Consider the following 18,856-nt stretch of genomic DNA (forward strand, 5'->3'; position numbering starts at 1 on the left):
CGGGGTCTCCGTGTCGCCGGGGTCTCAGGCGGTGCGGGCGGCCGGGGCGGTGGCGGGCAGCGCGGCGTAGGTCGTGGGCCATGCTCCGACGGCGAGCACGGCGTCGACCGTCTCCAGCACGGTACGGACCCGGTCGGGGCGACGGAGGTCCTTGGCACGCACGCCGATCCGCACCACGCCGGCGCGCCGGGCGACCCGGATGGCCTCGGCGTGCAGGACGCGGCAGCGCCAGGACTCGGCCCGCCTGCGCTCCTCGCCGGACACCACGGCGTCCAGCCGGAAGCCGAGGGCGCGGGCCCGCAGCAGCACGTCGTCGTCGAACAGGTGGACGCCGACCTCGTCGAGGCACATGCGGAAGCCCTGCTCCCGCACCGCCTCGACGGTCCCGGGCGAGGCCAGCCAGCGCGGGGCGGCGAACACCGCGGTGCCGAGGCCGAGCCCGGTGAGCGCGCGACGAGCGGCGGTGAGCCGCAGCCGCGCCTCGTGCCGGGGCAGGGCGGCGAACTCGCCCTTGCGCCCGACGCGACCCCGGCGGGCCGGATCGGGGGTGTGGTCGTAACCGTGCAGGGCGAGCTCGTCGGCGCCGCGGGTGCGCTCGCGCAGCCACGACAGCAGCGGCGGCGCGGGCGGTCCCTCGGGCGAGGCGGGTTGCACCAGGTGGGTCAGCGGGACGCCGCGCAGGTCCAGGTCGGCGGCCAGCGCGCGGGCGCGGGGCAGGGCCTCGTCCCGGGCGTCGGTGAGCCCGGAGAGCGAGACGACCAGTCGGGCGGGCATGCCCCGAAGGGAACGCGCCCGATGTGAACGCCCGACGACCCCGGTGTGAGAACCGTGTGATGGTTCCCCGACGTGCGAAAACCGGGTCGAGGCCAGCGTTATGGAACCATACTGCGCTGAAACCGGCGTCAAGATCGCGTTATGGAACCATACTGCGCCCGGGGCCGGTCTCGATCACCGCCAGGGCGTGCCGGTGATCCGCTCGTAGACCTCGGCGTAGCGGGCCCGGACCGCGGCGACCACGTCCGGCGGGACCTCGGGGCCGGGCTCGGTCTTGTCCCAGCCGGTGGAGAGCGCCCACTCCCGCGCGTACTGCTTGTCGAAGCTGTACTGCGGGCGCCCCGGCTCCCACTGGTCGGCGGGCCAGAACCGGGACGAGTCCGGGGTGAGCACCTCGTCGCCCAGCACGATCCGCCCGTCCGCGTCCCTGCCGAACTCCAGCTTGGTGTCGGCGAGGAGGATCCCGTTCTTCTCCGTGATCGCCGCGCCCATCCGGTAGACCTCGAGCGTGAGGTCCCGGATGCGGGCGGCGGTCTCGGCGCCGACCAGGTCCTCGACGTCGGCGAACGTGATCGCCTCGTCGTGCTGCCCCTTCGGCGCCTTGCTCGACGGCGTGAAGATCGGCTCGGGGAAGCGGGACCCGTCCTCCAGACCCGGCGGCAGGGCGATCCCGGACACCGTGCCCTTCTCGCGGTACTCCACGAGGCCCCCGCCGGTCAGGTACCCGCGGGCGACGCACTCGACCGGCAGCATCTCCAGCCGCCGGCACCGCACGGCCCGCCCGGCGAACTCCTCCGGCACGTCCGTCGCGCTCAGGACGTGGTGCGGCACGAGGTCGGAGACCTTGTCGAACCACCACAGCGACAGCGAGGTGAGGATCTTGCCCTTGTCCGGCACCGGCGTCGGGAGGATGACGTCGAACACCGACAGCCGGTCCGACGCGACCAGGACGATGTCGCCCCGGTCGGAGTAGATGTCCCGGACCTTGCCCGAGTGCAGCAGCTTCACAGGATCGCTCCGGGGGTGTACGCGGCGGCCTCAGGATGCGCGTCGGTGATCTCCGCGACCTGCGCGACGACCGCGGCGACCTGCGCGGTCGCGGCCCCGGTGAAGGACAGCGGGTCCGCGAGCAGCCCGTCGAGCAGGCCCGCCGGGAGCCCGAGGCGCTCGTCGGCCTGCAGGCGCTCGACCAGGTCGTTGTCCTGCTGACCCTTCTCCCGCATCGCGAGCGCGACGCCGACGGCGTGCTCCTTGATCACCTCGTGCGCGGTCTCCCGCCCGACGCCGGCCCGCACGGCCGCCATCAGCACCTTGGTGGTGGCGAGGAAGGGCAGGTAGCGGTCCAGCTCGCGGGCGATGACGGCCGGGTAGGCGCCGAACTCGTCGAGCACGGTCAGCGTGGTCTCGAACAGGCCGTCGAGGGCGAAGAAGGCGTCGGGCAGCGCGACCCGGCGGACGACGGAGCAGAACACGTCGCCCTCGTTCCACTGCGCCCCGGCCAGCTCGGCGGCCATCGACGCGGTGCCGCGCAGCACCACCTGCAGCCCGTTGATCCGCTCCGCCGAGCGGGTGTTCATCTTGTGCGGCATCGCGCTCGACCCGACCTGGCCGGGCTTGAAGCCCTCGGTCGCGAGCTCCTGGCCCGCCATGAGCCGGATCGTGGTGGCGAGCGACGACGGCGCCGCGCCCAGCTGCACGAGCAGCGAGCAGACGTCGTGGTCGAGCGAGCGGGGGTACACCTGCCCGACGCTGGTGAACACGCCGGCGAACCCGAGGTGCTCGGCGACCCGGGACTCCAGCCGAGCCAGCTTGGCGGCGTCGCCGTCGAGCAGGTCGAGCATGTCCTGGGCGGTCCCGACCGGGCCCTTGATGCCGCGCAGCGGGTACCGCGCCCGCAGCTCCTCCAGCCGCCGGTAGGCGACGAGCAGCTCGTCGGCGGCGGAGGCGAAGCGCTTGCCGAGCGTGGTGGCCTGGGCCGCGACGTTGTGGCTGCGGCCGGCCATGACCAGCTCGGCGTACTCCGACGCCCGGCGCGCCAGCCGGGCCAGCACCGCGACCGTGCGGTCCCGCACCAGCTCCAGCGACAGCCGCATCTGCAGCTGCTCGACGTTCTCGGTGAGGTCGCGGCTGGTCAGGCCCTTGTGGACCTGCTCGTGCCCGGCGAGGGCGTTGAACTCCTCGATCCGGGCCTTCACATCGTGCCGGGTGACGCGCTCGCGCCCGGCGATCGACGCGAGGTCCACCTGCTCGACGACGCGCTCGTAGTCCGCGATCGCCTGCTCCGGCACCTCGACACCCAGGTCGCGCTGCGCCTTCAGCACCGCGATCCACAGGCGGCGCTCCAGCACGATCTTGTACTCGGGCGACCAGATCTCGACCAGCTGCGGGCTGGCGTAGCGGGCGGCGAGGACGTTGGGGATGACCACGTTGTGCCAGCTTACGTCGCTACAGAACGCGCAGGAGCGCCGCCCGCGCGGTGGCCCGCGGATCGGGGTCGGCCTCGATCAACGCGGACAGCACCGCGCCGTCGACGACCTCGACCACGCGCCGCAGCCGGTCCGCCTCGAGCCGGTGCCCGGCGCGGGCCAGGGCCTCGGTGAGCAGGCCGTCGAGCTCGGTGCGCAGAGTGCGCATGAGCGGGGCGAGGTAGGGCCGGCGCCCGGCCCCGACGAGCTGCTCGTAGCGCAGCAGCACCGCGTCGAGCCCGCCCTTGCGCGACTCCCGGCCCAGGAGCTGGTCGAGGACGAGGTCGAGCGGGTCCGCCTCGGCGCAGGCGTCGAGCTCCGCGCGCCCGGCCGCGAGGTCCTGCCGGCTGGTGAGCTCGACCGCGGCCGTGACCAGCTCGTCGAGCGAGTCGAAGTAGTACGTCGTGGAGGCCAGCGGGAGGCCGGCCCGGTCGGCGACGGCACGGTGCCGGATGGCGTCGAAGCCGCCCTCGCGCAGCAGCGCGCCCGCGGCCTCGGTGAGCGCCTGCTTGCGGCGCTCGCCCTTCTCCGTCGTCACACCGCCAGTCTGCCCTGTGCCCCCGACGACGCCGGGGACCCGGGCTCAGAGCCGCGGGCCGAGCGCCTCCGCCAGCGGTCGGACGTCGTCGGCGAGGGGGACGCCCCCGGAGTCCGCGGCGCCCCGCGAGGTCACCACCACGGTGCCGCCCGAGGCGGTCGGTGCCTCCGCCGTGACCCATCCGACGGCCGTCGCCGTCTGCGCGGGCGGCGCGCCCGCCGGGGTGTAGACGACGGTGAACAGGCCGGTCAGGGCGCCGTCGGCCACCTCCAGGTTCACCTCGCGCCCACCGCCGGGCCGGCAGATCGTCGTGGTCGGCGCCTGCTGCGCGCCGGCCAGCGCGGGCAGGGCCGCGTCGACCAGGGCCCGCAGCTGCGGGTCCTGCGGGTTCACGCAGTCCCCCGTGGCCGGCCCCAGTGGGGCTCCCGACCGCGGCGCCGACGGGGCCGCCGCCGCTCGCGGCGCCGATGCGTCCGTCGCCGATCCGGGTCCCGCCCGTTCGGGCGCAGGAGCCGCCGCCGAGGTCACCGCGCCACCGTCGCGGCTCAGCACCACTCCCGTGGTCACCCCGCCGACCAGCACGATCACCGCGGCGGCGATCCCGCCGGTGACCTGCATCCGGCGGCGCCGGGCGAGCCGGCGCGAGCCCGCGAGCACGTCCTCGCGGTCGAAACCGGCCTCCGGGGCGTCCTGCACGGCGGCCCGGAACGCGGCCGCCAGCCGCTCGTCGTCGTTCTCCATCCGGATCACCTCACCCCGCTGCGCTCAGGTCGTCGAGCGTGTCGCCGAGGACGGCCCGCAGCGCCGCCAGCCCGTGCGCGGTCTGGCTCTTCACCGTGCCCGTCGAGCAGCCGAGCGCCGCCGCCGTGGCCGCGACGTCGAGCCCCTCCAGGTACCGCAGCACCAGGACCGCACGCTGCCGCGCCGGGACCGCGCGCAGGGCGTCGACCAGCGCCGCCCGCGTGGCGACGCCGTCGGCCGTCGATCCCGTGTCCGCGCGGTCCGGCGTGACCTCGACCGGACGCTCGCGGCGCCACGGCCGTCGGGACTCGTCGACGACGGCGCGCACCAGCGTCCGCCGCACCCACGCGTCGAGTGCCTGCGGGTCGCGGATCCGCTGCCAGTGCCGGTGCAGCGCCACGAACGCCGACTGCGCGTGGTCGTCGGCCCGGTGCCAGTCCCCGCACAGCAGGAAGGCCGTGCGGCGCACGGCGTCGCGGCGCGCACGGAAGTACTCCGCGAACGCGCGCTCGGCGGCGTCGTCCACCCGATGCCCTCCCTCCGTCACCCCGGGGACGGTGCGGACGCCGACCACGGTTGCATCCCGCCGTGGACCTCACCCGTCCGGCCCAACGTCGTGACCGTTTCGTGACCCGGCGGGACCGAGAGTGGCGGGGGCTGACAGAATTCCGCCCGATGCGGACCCCGACGCGATCCCGGCGCCCTGCGGCGAGAGCAGTCTCCTCGGCCGTCTCCTCCGCCCGGGCCAAGGTGAGCAAGCCGGCTCCGGACGCACCGATCGACCTCCGGTCGGACACCGTCACGCGGCCCACCCGCGAGATGCGCACGGCGATGGCCGGGGCCGAGGTGGGCGACGACGTCCTCGACGGCGACCCCACGATGCGCGAGCTGGAGGAGCGGGTCGCCGGGATCCTCGGCGCCTCCGCCGCCCTGTGGACGCCGAGCGGGTCGATGGGCAACCTCATCGCGCTGATGTCGCACCTGCAGCGGGGCGACGCGTTCCTCGCGCCCCGGGGCGCGCACGTGCTCGACGCCGAGCTGGGCACCGCCGCGTGGCTGGCGGGCGGCATGCCGCAGCCCCTCGACCACGACGCCGGGCCCGGCAAGGTCTCCGCCGCCGCGGTCCGCCGCGCCGCGGGCACCGCCGGCCCGTACTACACACTGCGGACCCGGCTGCTGTGCCTGGAGAACACCCACAACGCCGCGGGCGGCACGGTCACCCGGCCCGAGGAGCACGCGCAGGCCGCCGGCGCCGCGCGGGCCGCGGGCCTCGCGGTGCACCTCGACGGGGCGCGGCTCTGGCACGCGGCCGTGAAGCTCGGCGTCCCGCCCGGGGCGCTGACCGTCGGCTCGGACACGGTGCAGGTCTGCCTGTCGAAGGGCCTGGGAGCGCCCGTCGGGTCGGTGGTCGCCGGGTCCGTCGAGTTCGTCGAGGAGGCCCGCCGGCTGCGGAAGATGCTCGGCGGCGGGGTCCGGCAGGGCGGGGTGCTGGCCGCCGCGGGGCTGGTCGCGCTGGACCGGATCGACCGGCTGGCCGAGGACCACGCCCGTGCCGCCACGCTCGCCGCCGGCCTGCGCGAGCGCGGCTGGCGGGTGCAGGAGCCCGAGACCAACATCGTGCTGGTCACGGTGGCCGACCTCGCCGGGACGATCGCCCGGTTCGCCGAGGCCGGGGTGCGGGTCAGCGCCATGTCCGGGAAGGTCCGGCTGATGACCCACGCCGACCTCACCGACGCGGACGTCGACGCGGCGCTGGAGCGGATCGGGCCGCTGGAGCGGGCCGTCCGGCAGCCGGCGCGCCGCGCCTGATCACACGGTCAACGCGACCGGTTCGCCACGAAGGGACGCAACCGCTCCAGGGCCTCGGCGATGGGTTCGGTGGCCCCCGCGAAGGACAGCCGCACGTACCGGTGGCCCTCCACCGGGTCGAAGTCGACGCCCGGCGCCACTGCGATCCCCGTCTCGTCGAGCAGCTCGTAGGTCAGCCGCATCGAGTCCTCGGTGAGGTGCCCGACGTCGGCGTAGACGTAAAAGGCCCCGTCGGCGGGGGCGAGCCGCTCGATCCCGAGTGCGGGCAGGCCCCGCAGCAGCAGGTCCCGGTTCACGGCGTAGCGCTCCACGTGGGAGTCCGCCTCGGCGTAGGACCCGGGGGTGAAGGCGGAGACGGCGGCGTGCTGCGGGAGCGCGGGCGGGCAGACGGTGAGGTTGCCCGCGAGCCGGTCCACGGCCCGACGCAGCCGCTCGGGCACCAGCAGCCACCCGAGCCGCCAACCCGTCATCGAGAAGTACTTCGAGAAGGAGTTGACCACGATCGCCTCGCGCGAGGTCTCCCAGGCGCAGGCCGTCGCGGGCGACCCCGCGTAGCCGATGCCGTGGTAGATCTCGTCGCTGACGAACTGGATGCCGCGCTCCTCGCAGTACCGCGCGAGCGCGGCCAGCTCCCCGGGGTCCAGCACGGTCCCGGTCGGGTTCGCCGGGCTGGCGACGATCAGGCCCTTCACCGGCTCGTCGAGCTCCTCGAGCATCGCCACGGTCGGCTGGAACCGGGTCTCCGGCCCGCCCGGCAGCTCGACGACCTCACAGCCCAGCGCCGTGAGGATGTTGCGGTAGCAGGGGTAGCCGGGGCGGGCCATCGCCACGCGGTCGCCGGCGTCGAACGCGGCGAGGAAGGCGAGCAGGAAGCCGCCGGACCCGGCGGTGGTGACCACGACGTCGTCGGGCTCGACGGTGAGGCCGTAGGCGTGCCCGTGGTGGCCGGCGATGCCGGCCCGCAGCTCCGGGATGCCGAGCGCCACCGTATAGCCGAGCACCTCGGTCTCGAGCGCGGCCGCCGCGGCGGCGCGGACGGCGGCGGGCGCCGGGGTGGAGGGCTGCCCGGCGGACAGGTTGATCAGGTCACCGCGGGTGCGCTGCCGCTCGCCGGCTGCCGCCCAGACGTCCATGACGTGGAAGGGGGCGATGCCGGAGCGGGCCGAGGGACCCGCGATCCCGGGGTTCACGGAGGTCACGTCCACGAGCCTACGAAATCCGCCCCGGGCGGCCGGTGCCGGACGGCGGTCAGGAGGGGCCCGCCGCCCGGCGGCGGCTCAGCTCGCGAACTGGCCGGTCAGCACACCGACGACGTCGAAGACCTGCTTGTCGGTGGCGGCGACGGTCTCGTCGACGTACTCGAGGGCCGGCTCCAGCGGCGGGGTGCCGTGGGTGACGTTCTCGTCGAGGTACGCGCCGACCGGGGCCAGCTCGGCCGCGGACGCCGGGCCGGCGACGGCGAGCGCCGCGGCCGGCGCGGCGACGGCCGCGAAGCCCAGCTTCGCGAGCGTCGGGCGGGTGATGCGGGGAGCGTGCGAACCCATGGGATCTCGCTTTCGGGGGTCGGATTCCTTCGGTCCGCCGGGCACGACGGTGTGCGCCGACGACGGGGGAACCCTGACGGCCCGGCGACCCGATGATCAACCTGCGGCGGGGGCGTTCACGCGCTGTTTGCACGCTGACAACCTGCGCCCGCGCAGCCCGTCCCACTGCTCCGAACGGGCTACCCCTGGTCGGCGAGGGTTCGGCACGTTCGTCGGGTTCGAGGCATCGCGGGCAGCCCCGGGCAACCGCCCGGAAACGTGGCGGAAACCTGGGCCACGGACGTGTGAAGCGGAGATCACCGCCCCGGGATCGAGATCTCGCCCTTCTCCGCCCGGAGCGCGATGTCCGTGCGGTGGTGCGAGCCCGCCAGATGAATGCCCTCCACCCGCCGGTAGACGTCCGCGCGGGCCGCGGAGAGGTCCGGCCCGGTGCCCACCACGGACAGCACCCGGCCGCCCGCCGAGACCACCGCGCCGTCGTCGCGCCGCCGGGTGCCGGCGTGCAGCACGCCCTCGGCCTCCGCGCCGCTGATGACGTCGCCGAGCCGCGGCGTGCCGGGGTAGCCCTCGGCGGCGACGACGACCGTGACCGCCGCGCCGTCGCTCCACTCGAGCGGGGCGTGGTCGGCCAACGTCCCGGTCGCGACCGCGTTGAGCACACCGGCCAGCGGGGTGCGCAGCAACGCGAGCACCACCTGGGTCTCCGGGTCCCCGAAGCGGCAGTTGAACTCGATGACCGCGGGACCGTTCGAGGTCAGGGCGAGGCCGGCGTAGAGCAGGCCGCTGAACGGCGTGCCGCGGCGGGCGAGCTCGTCGGCCACCGGCTGGACGATCCGCTCGACCAGCTCGTCGACCAGGCCCTCGCCGGCCCACGGCAGCGGCGCGTAGGCGCCCATGCCGCCGGTGTTGGGTCCGGCGTCGCCGTCGCCGACCCGCTTGAAGTCCTGTGCGGGCACCAGCGGCACGACGGTCGTGCCGTCGACCAGGCAGAACAGCGAGGCCTCGGGGCCGTCGAGGTAGGCCTCCAGCAGGACGGGGTGGCCCTCGTCGAGCAGGTGCATGGCGTGCGCCCGCGCGACCTCCAGGTCCTCGCTGACCACCACGCCCTTGCCGGCCGCGAGCCCGTCGTCCTTGACCACGTAGGGCGGGGTGAAGCCGGCGAGCGCGGCGTCGAGGTTCGCGGGGTTGTCCACGACGGTCGAGGTCGCCGTCGGCACACCCGCCGCGGCCATGACGTCCTTGGCGAACTGCTTGGAACCCTCGATGCGGGCCGCCGCGGCGCCCGGGCCGAAGACCGCGATGCCCGCCTCCCGCACGGCGTCGGCGACGCCGGCGACCAGCGGCACCTCCGGCCCGATCACCACCAGCTCGGCGCCCCAGTCCCGGGCCAGCGCCACGACGGCGGCACCGTCGCGGGCGTCGAGCCCGTGCTGCTCGGCGACCGCCGCGGTCCCGGCGTTGCCGGGGGCGCAGGCCAGCGCCGTCACCTGGGGGTCCTGCGCCAGGGCGAGGACGAGGGCGTGTTCTCGGGCTCCGCTCCCGACGACCAGTACGCGCACGGACCAGGAGCCTAGGCCGTGCCCTCCGGGCCCGGGACGCCGCGGCGCCCGCGCGGGCCCCCGCCGCATGATCCCGCTCACCCGTCCGGGGCGTGTCGCCCGCCCGCGTGGGTAGCCTCGCGACCCGCCGTCCGGCGTTCACGAGCCCGACGCCCGGCGGTCGCGTCCCCGACCCCGCGTCCGCGCACGCTGGCAGCGAGCCGTTCCCCGGCGAAAGGACACTCCCCGTGCCCACCGCGCTGCTCACCGCCCCCGCGACGCACGCCCCCCTGGTGATCGCCCACCGCGGCGCCTCCGGCTACCGGCCCGAGCACACGCTCGCCGGCTACGAGCTGGCCGCGCGCATGGGCGCCGACTACCTCGAGCCCGACCTGGTCAGCACGGCCGACGGCGTGCTCGTCGCGCGGCACGAGCCGATGATCGGCGCGACCACGGACGTCGCGGCGCACCCGGAGTTCGCCGACCGGCGCACGCTCCGGACGATCGACGGGCACGCGGTCGAGGACTGGTTCGTCGACGACTTCACCCTCGCCGAGCTGCGCACCCTGCGAGCGGTCGAGCGGCTGCCCCTGCTGCGCCAGGAGAACACGGTCTACGACGGCCTGTTCCCGGTCCCGACCTTCGACGAGGTCCTGGACCTGCGCGCCCGGCTCTCCGCCGAGCTGGACCGCGAGATCGGCGTCTACCCGGAGACCAAGAACCCGACGTACTTCGCCGGCCGCGGCCTGCCGTGCGAGCCCGCGCTCGTCGCCGCCCTCCGTGCGCGCGGCCTGGACCGGCCGGACTCGCCGGTCTTCGTGCAGTCCTTCGAGACGGCCAACCTGCGGGCCCTGCACGAGGAGATCCCGGTGCGGCTGATCCAGCTGCTCGACGACGTCGGCGCCCCGGCCGACCTCGCCGCGGCCGGCGACCCCCGTCGCTTCGCCGACCTGACGCGGCCCGCCGAGCTGGCCCGGATCGCCGAGTACGCCGCCGGCATCGGACCCGCCAAGGAGCTGGTGATCCCGCCCGACGGCGAGCCGACCACCCTCGTCGCCGACGCCCACGCGGCCGGCCTGCTCGTGCACGCCTTCACGTTCCGCAACGAGAACTCGTTCCTGCCCAGCGGGATGCGCCGCGCCGGTCGCGAGGCGGACCACGGCGACGTGTTCGCCGAGTACCGCGCCTTCCTCGACGCGGGGGTCGACGGCGTGTTCTCCGACTACCCCGACACCGCGGTGGCCGCGTTCAGCCTCTGATCCCGGCCAGGATCGCCGCGGTCGTCGCCGCCGGCCGTTCCTGGTGCGGGAAGTGCCCCGTCCCGGGCAGGACGTGGTGCACGAAGGGCCCGGTCACCCAGCGGGGCGAGAGCTGCGCCGTGCGCTCCAGCAGGCACGGGTCGTCCGCGCCGTGGACCTGCAGGACCGGCACCGCGGCGGGCCGGGCGACGGCGGCCGCGAACCGGCGGCCCTCCGCCCGGAACTGGGAGCGCAGCGCCCAGCGGTAGTACTCCAGGCTGCAGTGCGCGACCGTGGAGATCTGCATGGCCTCGCGGTTGCGCTGCGCGGCCTCGGCGAAGTCCGCGGTGCCCGTCCACTCCGGGCCCGACCAGGCCCGCATGATCCGCTCGACCCGGGCGCCGCCGTCGGCCCGCAGGGAACGCTCGGGATGGCGCGGGAGCTGGAAGCCGAGGGCGTAGCTCGCGGTCGCGCGGAACTGCCCGGCGGGGTCGCGCACCGCCGAGGCGCGGATCGCCAGCGGGTGCGGCGCGTCGACCACCGTGAGCGTGTGGACGAGCCGCGGGTGCAGGGCCGTGAGCGTCCAGGCGATGAGCCCGCCCCAGTCGTGCCCCACGACGTGCGCCTTCTGCTCGCCGAGGGCCCGGATCAGGCCCGCGACGTCCCCGGCCAGCGTCCACAGGTCGTAGCCGCGGGGCGGCTTGTCCGAGTCGCCGTACCCGCGCAGGTCCACCGCGACCGCGCGGAATCCCTCGGCCGCGAGCGCGACCAGCTGGTGCCGCCAGGACCACCAGAACTCCGGGAAGCCGTGCAGCAGCACGACGAGCGGACCCTCGCCCGCCTCGACGGTGTGCAGCCGGATGCCGTTGGCGGACACCGAGCCGTGCCGCCAGGGACCAGGGACCCGGACGGACGACGGCTCGGGCCGTACGCCTCCCCGACCCATCCGGTTCTGCTCCGGTTCTGCGCCCGGCTCAGCGGGTGCTGCCGTCCAGCTGCGGGGTCCCGTTCGACTGGGCCCTGCCCCGGCTCTGCAGCACCTCGGCCGTCTCCTTGAGCGAGGAGATCGTGCGCTCGGGCTTGCGGATCTTCTTCACCCGCAGGTAGCCGATCAGCGCCGCCACGCCCGCCGCGATGAGCATGATGCCGAAGACGATGCCGAACGCCGCGGCGCGGTTCAGCCAGATCGAGAGCAGCTCGCCGATGGCGAAGAAGAAGAAGAACAGGCTGAACAGGGCGATGACCAGCGCGACGATGAAGAAGACGCTGCCCTGGACGCCCTTCTTGACCTCGGTCGTCACCTCGGCCTTGGCCAGCTCCACCTCGGAGCGGATCAGCGTCGAGACATGCGTGGTGACGTCGCGCACGAGGGCGCCGATCGACTGCTCGCCGGAGCCGGGAGCGGGCTCCTTCGACAGCGGGATCGACGGCAGCACGGGCGGGACGTCCGTGCCGCTGGAGCTGGTCGGGGTGGCCACCGCGGTGCCTCCTGCGTTGTCGAGCGGAACCGCCGCACCGGTCCGGGCCCGGTCGGCGAGTGGTCATCGTGCCACGGCGACCGGCGCGGTGCCTGGGCGCATGCGCGGTCCACCGTGGTCTTCCCCGGATCGTGGACGGCGAACCGACGATCACTCGTCGGGACGGGCCCGCAACCTCTTGACGGCGCCGCGGCGGGCCTTGGCGTCGAGCCGGCGGCGCTGCGAGCCCCTCGTGGGCCGCGTGGCGCGCCGCGCGGGCGGATCGGGCGCGGTGGCCGCACGCAGCGCCTGCGCGAGCCGTTCGCGGGCCGCCTCGCGGTTGCGGAGCTGGCTGCGGTGCTCGCTCGCCACCACGGTCAGCACACCGTCGACGAGCCGCCCGCCGAGCCGGGCCAGGGCGCGTTCCCGCAGGTCCGCGGGCAGGCCGGTCGAGCCGGCGACGTCGAACGAGAGCTCGACCCGCGAGTCGGTGGTGTTCACGCCCTGCCCGCCCGGGCCGGACGAGCGGGAGAACCGCCAGCTCAGCTCGCGCGCGGGCACGACGACGCCGCGGCGCACCCGCAGGCCGCCGTCGAACTCCTCATCACCGCTCACGGACCCAGGATGCCCAACCCGGCCGCGGACGAACGGCGGTTTCGTGAACGACTGCGACACGAACGGCACTCCCGGGGCGCGCGGGGTGCCGTCCGTGCGGGGCTCAGGCTCAGCTCAGTCCTCGCCCTTGCCCTCCTTGAGACCGGTCTGGATCAGGTCCATGACCGAGGAGTCGGCCAGCGTCGAGACGTCGCCGACCTCGCGGTTCTCCGCGACGTCGCGCAGCAGCCGGCGCATGATCTTGCCCGAGCGGGTCTTCGGCAGCTCGTCCACGACCATGATCTGGCGCGGCTTCGCGATCGGCCCGATCTCCTTCGAGACGTGGTCGCGCAGGGCCGCGATGGCGTCGGCGCCCTTCGCCTCGTCCTGGGCCACGTTCCCGCGCAGGATCACGAACGCGACGATGCCCTGGCCCGTCGTCGGGTCCGAGGCGCCGACGACCGCGGCCTCGGCCACCGTCGGGTGGCTGACCAGCGCCGACTCGACCTCGGTGGTCGAGATCCGGTGGCCCGAGACGTTCATCACGTCGTCGACGCGGCCGAGCAGCCAGACGGCGCCGTCGTCGTCGTACTTCGCGCCGTCGCCGGCGAAGTAGTAGCCCTGCTCCGCGAAGCGCGACCAATAGGTGTCGCGGTAGCGCTCCTCGTCGCCCCAGATCGTGCGCAGCATCGACGGCCACGGCTTGTCCAGCACGAGGTAGCCGCCCTGGCCGTTGCCGACCGGGGTGCCGTTCTCGTCGACGACGGCGGCCCCGACGCCGGGCAGCGGGCGCATCGCCGAGCCGGGCTTGGTCGCCGTGACACCGGGCAGCGGCGAGATCATGATCGCGCCGGTCTCGGTCTGCCACCAGGTGTCGACGATCGGGCAGCGCTCGCCGCCGATGACCTGGCGGTACCACATCCAGGCCTCGGGGTTGATCGGCTCGCCCACCGAGCCCAGCACCTTCAGCGAGGACAGGTCGTACTTCTCCGGGATCTCCCGGCCCCACTTCATGAACGTGCGGATCAGCGTGGGCGCCGTGTAGTAGATCGTGACGCCGTACTTCTGCACGATCTCCCAGTGCCGGCCCTCGTGCGGGGTGTTCGGCGTGCCCTCGTACATCACGCTCGTGGCGCCGTTCGCGAGCGGGCCGTAGACGATGTAGGAGTGCCCGGTGACCCAGCCGATGTCGGCGGTGCACCAGTAGACGCTCTCGCCCGGCTTGTGGTCGAACACCACGTGGTGGGTGTACGCGGTCTGGGTCAGGAAGCCGCCCGAGGTGTGCAGGATGCCCTTCGGCTTCCCGGTGGTGCCCGAGGTGTAGAGGATGAACAGCGGGTGCTCGGAGTCGAAGTCCTCCGGCGTGTGCTGGTCCGAGGCCTTGTCGACGACGTCGTGCCACCACAGGTCGCGGCCCTCGGTCCACGGCACGTCGGCCTCGGTCCGCTTGACCACCAGGACGTGCTCGATCGTGGTGCCCTCGACCGCCTGGTCGGTGTTCTCCTTCATCGGGGCCGGCTTGCCCCGGCGGAACTGCCCGTCGCTGGTGATGAGGAGCTTGGCCTCGGCGTCCTCGATCCGGGCCTTCAGCGCGCCCGGCGAGAACCCGCCGAAGACCACGCTGTGCAGCGCACCCAGCCGGGCGCAGGCCAGCATCGAGAACACGGCCTCCGGGATCATCGGGAGCTGGATCGCGACCCGGTCACCGGTGCCCACACCCAGCTCCGCCAGCGCGTTCGCGGTCTTCGAGACCTCGCGCTGCAGGTCGGCGTAGGTGATGGTGCGGGTGTCGCCCGGCTCGCCCTCCCAGTGGAACGCGACTCGGTCCCCGTGGCCGGCCTCGACGTGCCGGTCGACGCAGTTGTAGGCGACGTTGAGCTTGCCGCCCACGAACCACTTCGCGAACGGCGCCTCCCAGTCGAGGACCCGCTCCCACTTCGTCCCCCAGGTCAGCCGGTCGGCCTGCTCGGCCCAGAAGGCCTCGCGATCGGCGTCCGCCCGCTCGTACCAGTCCTCCGTGGCGTTGGCCTGCGCCGCGAACTCCTCGCTCGGGGGGAAACTCCGGCTCTCGGTCGAGAGGTTGTCGAGCGTCGCTCCGGACTCGGCCATGTTCTCGTGCCCTCCTCTAGCCGTGGCGCTTCGGCGCACCGGTGCTGAGCGGCGGCGCGCACGTCAGGAGAAAACGTAGTGCTCCGAATGCGCCTGCGCACCGTCAGTACGGAGAGGGCACCCCCCGGCCGGTGACCAGGTCCCGGTGGCAGCATGACCCGGTGCCCGCCCGTACCGACCCGCTCGCCCCGCTGACGGACCTGCCCGGGGTGGCCGACGCCGTGGCCGCCGCCCGCGCGGCCCTCGTCCCGGTGCACAACCACCAGGTCAACCGGCGCGGTTGGCCGGCGACCTCGGCCGAGGCGGCGCTGCGCGGGGCCCGGGCGTCGGCGGCGCTCGACGGCGCCCCGCTCACCCCGGCCCGGGAGGACCACGTCACCGACCCGGTGCTGGCCGGCGCGGTCCGCGTGGCCGACGAGGCGACGAAGCTCCTCGCCGCCTGGAAGGGCGCGCCGCTGCAGGCGCTGGCCCGGCTGCACGTGCTGGCGGCGACGGACCTCGTCCCGGTCGAGGAGCACGAGGCCCGGCTCGGCCGCCCGCGCGAAGGGGCGTCGGCGCGGCTGTCCCTGCTGGCCGACCTGGTGACGGGCGGGACCTCCGCGCCCGGGCCCGTCGTCGTCGCGGTGGTGCACGGGGAACTGCTCGCCCTGCAGCCGTTCGGGACCGCCGACGGCGTCGTGGCCCGGGCGGCGGCCCGGCTCACCGCGGTCGCCACCGGGTTCGACCCCAAGTCGCTGGCCGTGCCGGAGGTCGGGCACCTGCGCCGCGCGCAGGAGTACCGCGCGGCCGCCGACGGATTCGCCGGGGGGACGCCGGAAGGGCTGCGGGACTGGATCCTGCACTGCTGCCGTGCCTGGGAGGCGGGCGCGCGCGAGGGGATGTCGATCGCCGACGCCCGGGCCTGACCGGGCCCCGACATGAGAGGGGGCGGTACCCCCGAGGGAGTACCGCCCACTCGCACGACGGACCGGGATCCAGGCGTGCACTACGTGTCGTGCTCCGGCCTCGGCGTCCGGCGTCCCGGTACGCAGGCCCACGACGACATGCCTCCCGCGGCGTGCTGTGCGTGGAGTGCCCGGCGATCGTGCACGGAGCCCCGGGAAGGGGAGTCGGGTGCTTCTCTGCCGCACCGGCCCTGGCCTCTCGGAGGTCCGTGAGGCCCATTGGTACCCCGTGAGTGGCACCACAGCAAGAGGTTCGGCGAGGTGCACCGGTTCAGCTCCGGAGGGTGGTGACCAGCGCCCAGGGACACGACCCGGACGGCGGATGCGAAGGCCCGCCCCGTCCGTCAGAATGCCTCTGACCTGCGGAAACGGCTGCCCCGCTCGCGGGTCCGCTGCGCCCACCGACCGGCGCCGCCCGCGGCGGCGAGTCCCAGGCCGGCGGCGGCGAGTCCCAGCCCCGCGGCCGCAGCGGCCAGCACCGGCACCCGCGGACGGAGGCGGGAGCGCAGCGACACGGGCGCCGCGAAGATGAGGACCGGCCAGCCCCGCTGCTCCGCCTCGCGCCGCAGCGCCTTGTCCGGGTTGACGGCCGTCGGGTGCCCGACGGCGAGCAGCAGCGGCAGGTCGGTGATGGAGTCCGAGTAGGCCCGGCAGTCGGCCAGGTCGTACCCGCGCTCGGCCGCGATCGCCCGCGCGGCGACCGCCTTCTCCTCGCCGTAGCAGTAGAAGTCGATCTCCCCGGTGTAGCGCCCGTCGCGCACCGCCATGCGGGTGGCCATGCTGCGGTCGGCGCCGATGAGCGCGGCGACGGGCTCCACGACCTCCAGCCCCGACGCGCTCAGCACCACGATCTCGTCGCCCGCGGCGCGGTGCTCGGTGATCAGCTCGGCGGCCTCGGCGTAGATCATCGGCTCGACGATCTCGTGCAGCGTCTCGGCCACGATGGACCGGACCTGGGCCACCTCCCATCCCGTGGCGAGCGCGGTGATGCGCCGCCGCAGCAGGTCCATCGTGTCCGCGTCGGCCCCGGCGAACAGGAGCAGGAGCTGGGCGTACGCGCTGCGCAGCACGGCTCGGCGGGTGATCAGCCCCTGCCGGCGGAAGGGCCGGGAGAAGGCGAGCGCGGAGGAACCGGCGATGATCGTCTTGTCGAGGTCGAAGAAGGCGGCGGCCCGCCGAGCCCGCGGAACGGCCGTCGGCGCGGGGGGAGCGGTCGGAGCGGGCACCGGGGAAGCCTGCCAGACCGGAGGGCCGTGGCCCGACCGGGTCGGCCCGGGCCGGGCACGAACGGGCCCGGAGATGGGGACGGCCTCCGCCAGGGGGGATTGGCGGAGGCCGTCGGGCGGTTCAGCCCCGGGGGGTCGAGCTGAACCCGCTCGGACACGGTCCGAGCCGACGACAACTGTAACCGCAAGTACGTCCCGGGGCCATGACTGTCTGCCGGGCGTTCGCCCGACGGCCGCGGGCCGGTCGGCAGGTGCGGGCCGGTGCGCGCCGGCACTCCGCAGGTACGGGCGCGGTATCCGGTCGGTTCCGCAGAAGAACACCTGACCACCACGGGCGCGCCGGTCCTTGCGACCGTCGCCCCGTGCCCGGGCACCGGGCCGCGGAGGCCGGCCCGCCCACAGGCCCCCGCACCATCGTGCCCCCACACCCCGACGGTTTCCCGAGGTCGGCGCCCTGCCGGGGCGTTCTGTCCACACCCGACCCCGACGATCCACAGCGGCACGACCGGTCCGTCCGCCCACCCCTCGAGGCCGCAGGCTCGACACGGCCCCGAGGGACGGGAGCGGCGGAGGGAGCGTGCGATGGGCGAGCGGACACTGGTGATGGTCGAGGACCCCGAACTCCTCGACGCCGTGCTCCGGCTGGCGGCGGCCGCGGGGTGCGAGGTGCACCGGGCGGCCGACGCCGCCGACGCGCGGCGCCACTGGCCCGGGGCGCCGTTCGTGCTGCTCGACGAGGAGTCGGCCCGGCGCTGCGTGCGCGCGGGTCTGCCCCGGCGCGCCGACCTGATGCTGGTCGGCCACGACCGCGCCTCGATCGAGGCGTTGGAGTGCGCCGTCGCGCTCGGCGCGGAGCAGGCCGTCGAGCTGCCCGCGGCCGAGCCGCACCTGGTCGAGCGGCTCGCGGCCGCGGCCGAGCAGGGCGAGGCGACGGGGGTCGGGCGGGTGCTCGCGGTCGTCGGCGGGAAGGGCGGGGCCGGCGCGTCCGTGCTGGCGGCGGCCGTCGCGGTGGTCGCGGCGTCCGCCGGCGACCGCACCCTGCTCGTGGACTGCGACCCGCTGGGCGGCGGCCTGGACCTGGTGCTCGGTGCCGAGGAGGTCACCGGTCTGCGCTGGCCCGAGCTCACGATCACGGACGGCCGCGTGCCCGCCTCGGCCCTGCACGCCGCCCTTCCCGCGCCCGCGATCAGCCGCTCCGGCGCGGAGCTCGGCGTGCTGTCGTGCGCCCGCGCCGCGGCCGGCCCGTCCGCGGGGGCGGTCACCGCCGTGCTCGATGCCGGCCGCAGGGCGGGCGAGACCGTGGTGTGCGACGTACCGCGCTACCCGACCGACGCCGCCGTCGCGGCGCTCGACGCCGCCGACCTGACCGCCCTGGTCGTCCCCGCCGACGTCCGCTCCTGCGCCGCAGCGGGCCGGGTCGCGGCGGTGCTGGCCGAACAGACGCGCGAGGTGGGGCTCGTCGTGCGCGGGCCCTCCCCCGGCGGCCTCGCCCCGGCCGACGTCGCCGCGGCCCTCGAGCTCCCGTTGCTCGCCTCGATGCCGCCCGAGCGCAGCCTGGCCCGGGCCATGGAGCAGGGCGTGCCGCCGGGCCGGCGGCGTGGTGCGTTGAACACCGCCGGCCGGGAGCTGCTCACCGCGCTCGCCGGTGCCGGCGGGCCCGGTCTGCGGCGGGCGTCGTGAACGCGCTCGTCGATCGCGTCCGGACCCGGCTCGCCGAGGACGGCCGCGAGCCCACCCCCGCCGCCGTGGCCGACGCCGTGCGCGCGGAGTCCGGCGGCGTCGCCTCGGACCTCGACGTCCTGGCCGCCCTGCGGGTCCTGCGCGAGGAGCTGATCGGGGCGGGCCCGCTCGACCCCCTGCTGCGCGATCCCCGCACCAC

18 protein-coding genes and 1 pseudogene are annotated in these 18,856 nt (G+C 75.2%); 5 read left to right on the forward strand and 14 right to left on the reverse strand.

The genetic code is table 11. The features are described 5' to 3' along the window. Positions 1 to 24: 24 nt before the first annotated feature. The 6 genes from LWC35_RS23585 to LWC35_RS23610 form a co-directional block, all read right to left on the reverse strand. Positions 25 to 774: a DUF2334 domain-containing protein gene (locus tag LWC35_RS23585; RefSeq protein ID WP_232872424.1), complete on the reverse strand. Its 750-nt coding sequence runs from the start codon at positions 772 to 774 to the stop codon at positions 25 to 27. Positions 775 to 948: 174 nt separating this feature from the next. Beyond that, on the reverse strand, positions 949 to 1,782 hold the full coding sequence (locus LWC35_RS23590) for a phosphoribosylaminoimidazolesuccinocarboxamide synthase (protein WP_232872425.1): 834 nt from the start codon (positions 1,780 to 1,782) through the stop codon (positions 949 to 951). Further along, positions 1,779 to 3,200: an adenylosuccinate lyase gene (purB, locus tag LWC35_RS23595; protein WP_232872426.1), complete on the reverse strand. Its 1,422-nt coding sequence runs from the start codon at positions 3,198 to 3,200 to the stop codon at positions 1,779 to 1,781. Before purB ends, LWC35_RS23590 begins: the two co-directional genes overlap by 4 nt. A 19-nt stretch (positions 3,201 to 3,219) precedes the next feature. After that, positions 3,220 to 3,777: a TetR/AcrR family transcriptional regulator gene (locus LWC35_RS23600; RefSeq protein WP_232872427.1), complete on the reverse strand. Its 558-nt coding sequence runs from the start codon at positions 3,775 to 3,777 to the stop codon at positions 3,220 to 3,222. Between the two features lie 45 nt (positions 3,778 to 3,822). Further along, entirely contained in the window at positions 3,823 to 4,518 is a 696-nt protein-coding gene (locus tag LWC35_RS23605; RefSeq protein ID WP_232872428.1) for a hypothetical protein, read from the reverse strand. A 10-nt stretch (positions 4,519 to 4,528) separates the two neighbouring features. Next, a complete protein-coding gene (locus LWC35_RS23610) occupies positions 4,529 to 5,044 on the reverse strand; it encodes a SigE family RNA polymerase sigma factor (RefSeq protein WP_232872429.1) in 516 nt (171 codons plus the stop codon). A gap of 224 nt (positions 5,045 to 5,268) precedes the next feature. Here LWC35_RS23610 and LWC35_RS23615 point away from each other — a divergent pair, with 224 nt between their 5' ends. Then, a complete protein-coding gene (locus LWC35_RS23615) occupies positions 5,269 to 6,327 on the forward strand; it encodes a threonine aldolase family protein (RefSeq protein ID WP_308194646.1) in 1,059 nt (352 codons plus the stop codon). Positions 6,328 to 6,335: 8 nt separating this feature from the next. Here the strand turns inward: LWC35_RS23615 and LWC35_RS23620 are convergent, their stop codons facing one another. The 3 genes from LWC35_RS23620 to purD all read right to left on the reverse strand — a co-directional run bounded on the left by LWC35_RS23620 (position 6,336) and on the right by purD (position 9,430). Then, positions 6,336 to 7,460, reverse strand: coding sequence for a pyridoxal phosphate-dependent aminotransferase (locus tag LWC35_RS23620; RefSeq protein ID WP_232872447.1), 1,125 nt, complete (start codon positions 7,458 to 7,460; stop codon positions 6,336 to 6,338). A 144-nt stretch (positions 7,461 to 7,604) separates the two neighbouring features. After that, positions 7,605 to 7,871, reverse strand: coding sequence for a hypothetical protein (locus tag LWC35_RS23625; protein ID WP_232872430.1), 267 nt, complete (start codon positions 7,869 to 7,871; stop codon positions 7,605 to 7,607). 296 nt (positions 7,872 to 8,167) lie between these two features. Further along, positions 8,168 to 9,430: a phosphoribosylamine--glycine ligase gene (purD, locus tag LWC35_RS23630; protein WP_232872431.1), complete on the reverse strand. Its 1,263-nt coding sequence runs from the start codon at positions 9,428 to 9,430 to the stop codon at positions 8,168 to 8,170. Positions 9,431 to 9,657: 227 nt separating this feature from the next. Here purD and LWC35_RS23635 point away from each other — a divergent pair, with 227 nt between their 5' ends. Further along, positions 9,658 to 10,668: a glycerophosphodiester phosphodiesterase gene (locus LWC35_RS23635; RefSeq protein WP_232872432.1), complete on the forward strand. Its 1,011-nt coding sequence runs from the start codon at positions 9,658 to 9,660 to the stop codon at positions 10,666 to 10,668. Here the strand turns inward: LWC35_RS23635 and LWC35_RS23640 are convergent. The 4 genes from LWC35_RS23640 to acs form a co-directional block, all read right to left on the reverse strand. Beyond that, on the reverse strand, positions 10,658 to 11,593 hold the full coding sequence (locus LWC35_RS23640) for an alpha/beta fold hydrolase (protein WP_232872433.1): 936 nt from the start codon (positions 11,591 to 11,593) through the stop codon (positions 10,658 to 10,660). The genes LWC35_RS23635 and LWC35_RS23640 overlap by 11 nt on opposite strands. Positions 11,594 to 11,621: 28 nt before the next feature. Beyond that, positions 11,622 to 12,125: a phage holin family protein gene (locus tag LWC35_RS23645; RefSeq protein ID WP_232872434.1), complete on the reverse strand. Its 504-nt coding sequence runs from the start codon at positions 12,123 to 12,125 to the stop codon at positions 11,622 to 11,624. A 150-nt stretch (positions 12,126 to 12,275) separates the two neighbouring features. Beyond that, positions 12,276 to 12,719 carry an alternative ribosome rescue aminoacyl-tRNA hydrolase ArfB gene (gene arfB, locus LWC35_RS23650; RefSeq protein ID WP_232872435.1) on the reverse strand — a complete coding sequence of 148 codons (444 nt, stop codon included), beginning with the start codon at positions 12,717 to 12,719 and terminating at the stop codon, positions 12,276 to 12,278. Positions 12,720 to 12,833: 114 nt separating this feature from the next. Continuing rightward, positions 12,834 to 14,807 carry an acetate--CoA ligase gene (gene acs / locus LWC35_RS23655; protein WP_232872436.1) on the reverse strand — a complete coding sequence of 658 codons (1,974 nt, stop codon included), beginning with the start codon at positions 14,805 to 14,807 and terminating at the stop codon, positions 12,834 to 12,836. A 161-nt stretch (positions 14,808 to 14,968) separates the two neighbouring features. Here acs and LWC35_RS23660 point away from each other — a divergent pair, with 161 nt between their 5' ends. Continuing rightward, a complete protein-coding gene (locus tag LWC35_RS23660; RefSeq protein ID WP_232872437.1) occupies positions 14,969 to 15,712 on the forward strand; it encodes an oxidoreductase in 744 nt (247 codons plus the stop codon). A 383-nt stretch (positions 15,713 to 16,095) separates the two neighbouring features. Here the strand turns inward: LWC35_RS23660 and LWC35_RS23665 are convergent, their stop codons facing one another. Continuing rightward, positions 16,096 to 16,977 carry an HAD family hydrolase gene (locus LWC35_RS23665; protein WP_232872438.1) on the reverse strand — a complete coding sequence of 294 codons (882 nt, stop codon included), beginning with the start codon at positions 16,975 to 16,977 and terminating at the stop codon, positions 16,096 to 16,098. Between the two features lie 582 nt (positions 16,978 to 17,559). On the opposite strand from LWC35_RS23665, the gene ssd reads away from it, so the two are divergent. Together ssd and LWC35_RS23675 are read left to right on the forward strand one after the other, a co-directional pair. Continuing rightward, entirely contained in the window at positions 17,560 to 18,657 is a 1,098-nt protein-coding gene (gene ssd / locus LWC35_RS23670) for a septum site-determining protein Ssd (protein ID WP_232872439.1), read from the forward strand. Beyond that, positions 18,654 to 18,856, forward strand: a pseudogene (locus tag LWC35_RS23675) (TadA family conjugal transfer-associated ATPase); the annotation flags it as partial. The gene ssd and the pseudogene LWC35_RS23675, both read left to right, overlap by 4 nt.

Source organism: Pseudonocardia kujensis, from assembly GCF_021283305.1.
GTDB classification, from domain to species: domain Bacteria; phylum Actinomycetota; class Actinomycetes; order Mycobacteriales; family Pseudonocardiaceae; genus Pseudonocardia; species Pseudonocardia kujensis.

Coding starts and splice junctions, on each gene's coding strand:
- LWC35_RS23640 (WP_232872433.1), bottom strand. CDS start 11,593: ATGGGTCGGGGAGGCGTACGGCCCGAGCCGTCGTCCGTCCGGGTCCCT.
- acs (WP_232872436.1), bottom strand. CDS start 14,807: ATGGCCGAGTCCGGAGCGACGCTCGACAACCTCTCGACCGAGAGCCGG.
- ssd (WP_232872439.1), top strand. CDS start 17,560: ATGGGCGAGCGGACACTGGTGATGGTCGAGGACCCCGAACTCCTCGAC.
- LWC35_RS23620 (WP_232872447.1), bottom strand. CDS start 7,460: ATGGACGTCTGGGCGGCAGCCGGCGAGCGGCAGCGCACCCGCGGTGAC.
- LWC35_RS23605 (WP_232872428.1), bottom strand. CDS start 4,518: ATGGAGAACGACGACGAGCGGCTGGCGGCCGCGTTCCGGGCCGCCGTG.
- LWC35_RS23585 (WP_232872424.1), bottom strand. CDS start 774: ATGCCCGCCCGACTGGTCGTCTCGCTCTCCGGGCTCACCGACGCCCGG.
- LWC35_RS23625 (WP_232872430.1), bottom strand. CDS start 7,871: ATGGGTTCGCACGCTCCCCGCATCACCCGCCCGACGCTCGCGAAGCTG.